2 protein-coding genes and 1 pseudogene are annotated in these 2,408 nt (G+C 68.3%); all 3 read left to right on the top strand.

The window, feature by feature from the left end; translation table 11 throughout:
* A pseudogene (locus AB4089_RS22845) lies at positions 1–117 on the top strand (glycine cleavage system protein GcvH); the annotation flags it as partial.
* Between the two features lie 8 nt (positions 118–125).
* Positions 126–1,436, top strand: coding sequence for a serine hydroxymethyltransferase (glyA, locus tag AB4089_RS22840; protein WP_441411549.1), 1,311 nt, complete (start codon positions 126–128; stop codon positions 1,434–1,436).
* A gap of 178 nt (positions 1,437–1,614) precedes the next feature.
* Positions 1,615–2,408 (top strand): serine dehydratase beta chain (locus tag AB4089_RS22835; RefSeq protein ID WP_441411548.1); only part of this gene is annotated, 794 nt, incomplete at its 3' end.

Below are 2,408 nucleotides of genomic sequence, written 5' to 3'. Positions count from 1 at the left end.
GCGCTGATCAACAGCGATCCCTACGGGGCCGGCTGGCTGTTCAAGGTCGCCGTGACCGGGGAGGGTCCGCTGCTGTCGGCGCAGGAGTACGCGTCCAAGAACGGTGGCGAACTGTGAGCGCCGCGATGTCCAGCACAACTTTTGAGCAGGTTGTCTCCCCGTCCCTGGACGCGGATTTGTCCGCGCTGGATCCGGAGATCGCCGCGAGGATCGACGCCGAGCTCACCCGGCAGCGCGACGGCCTGGAAATGATCGCGTCGGAGAACCACACCGCGGTGGCCGTGATGCAGGCGCAGGGTTCGGTGCTGACGAACAAGTACGCCGAGGGCTACCCGGGCAAGCGCTACTACGGCGGCTGCGAGCACGTTGACGTGATCGAACAGCTGGCGATCGACCGGGTCAAGGCCCTGTTCGGCGCCGGGTACGCGAACGTGCAGCCGCACTCCGGCGCGCAGGCGAACGCTTCGGTGATGCACGCCCTGATCCGTCCGGGCGACACGATCATGGGCCTGAACCTGGCCCACGGCGGACACCTCACGCACGGCATGCGCATCAACTTCTCCGGCCGGCTCTACAACGTCATCCCGTACCAGGTCCGCGAACAGGACCACCGGATCGACATGGCCGAGGTCGAGGCCCTGGCCCAGGAGCACAAGCCGGCGCTGATCGTGGCCGGCTGGTCCGCGTACGCCCGGCAGCTGGACTTCGCGGAGTTCCGCCGGATCGCCGACTCCGTGGGCGCCTACCTGATGGTGGACATGGCCCACTTCGCCGGCCTCGTGGCCGCCGGGCTGCACCCGAGCCCGGTCCCGCACGCCCACGTCACCACGTCCACGACGCACAAGACCCTGGCCGGTCCGCGCGGCGGGATCATCCTTTCCAACGACGCCGAGATCGCCAAGAAGATCAACTCGGCGGTGTTCCCGGGACAGCAGGGCGGCCCGCTGGAGCACGTGATCGCCGGCAAGGCGGTGGCCTTCAAGATCGCCGCGTCCCCGGAGTTCAAGGAGCGCCAGGAGCGTGTCCTGGCCGGTGCCCGGATCCTCGCGGACCGCCTGGTCCGGCCGGACGTGACCGCGAAGGGGATCAACGTGATCTCCGGCGGCACCGACGTGCACCTGGTCCTGGTGGACCTGCGCGAGTGCGAGCTYAACGGCCAGGAAGCCGAGGACCGCCTCGCGGAAATCGACATCACCGTCAACCGCAACGCCGTTCCCTTCGATCCGCGCCCGCCGATGGTCACCTCGGGGCTGCGGATCGGCACGCCCGCGCTGGCCACCCGCGGCTTCGGCGAGGCAGCCTTCGCCGAGGTCGCGGACATCATCGCCGAGGCGCTGACCGCCGACGCCGGCGCGGACCTGTCGGGCCTGCGCGCCCGGGTGGAGGCCCTCGCCGCCGCCCACCCGCTCTACCCCTCGGTCAGCAACCTCTCCTAACCGTTCCCGGAGCCAGCCCGTTCGCGGGCTGGCCCCGGGACCGGCGGACCGGACTTTTCACGCGTGCCGCTCCTTCGTCGCTTTGACGCACGCTTTCGAAAAGCCCGGCTCCGCCGGCCCCTGGTGGGCAGCTCACCCACCGCTCCGTTACCACATTTACCCAGTTAGGAACCCAGCCATGGCTGTTGGTGTTTTCGATCTCTTTTCTATTGGGATCGGGCCTTCGAGCTCGCATACCGTGGGGCCCATGCGGGCCGCCGTCGTCTTTGCCGAAGAACTCAAGTCCCTCGGCAAGTTGGCAGAGGTGGCGTCGCTGCGGGTGGACCTCTACGGCTCACTTGCCGCCACGGGCCACGGCCACGGCACCATGACGGCCATTTTGCTCGGACTCGAGGGCTTCCATCCCGAGCTGATCCTGCCCGAGGAAGTGGAGGACCGGCTGGCCACGATCGCCGAAACCGGCACCCTGCAGCTGGCCGGATCCGTGCCCCTGCCGTACGGCGTGAAGGACATGATCCTGCGCCCCCTGACCATCCTGCCCCGGCACACCAACGGCATGACGTTCACGGTCTCCGACGCCGAGGGCGCGGTTCTGCATACCGCCACCTTTTTCTCGGTGGGCGGCGGCTTCATCGTCCGCGAAGGCGAGGAAGACGCGGCGCAACAGGAGCTTGAGGAGTCCAAGAAGGAACTCCCCCTGCCCTTCCGCACGGCCGCGGAACTGCTGGATCATTGCCGGAAGAGTTCGCTGGGCATCAGCGACGTGATGCGGATCAACGAAGAAGACAGCCGGACGGACGAGGAAATCCGCGAGGGTCTGCTCCACATCTATTCGGTGATGGAGGGCTGCGTCGAGGTCAGCCTCAAGCGCGAGGGGCTGCTGCCCGGCGGGCTGAAGGTCCGCCGCCGCGCCCCCGACTGGCACGAGCGGCTGCTGAAGGAAACCCGCGGCCAGGACCCCGACTTCCGGGA

The organism is Arthrobacter sp. 2MCAF15, assembly GCF_052115605.1.
Lineage (GTDB): Bacteria > Actinomycetota > Actinomycetes > Actinomycetales > Micrococcaceae > Arthrobacter.
This window is presented reverse-complemented; position numbering and strand designations above follow the sequence as displayed.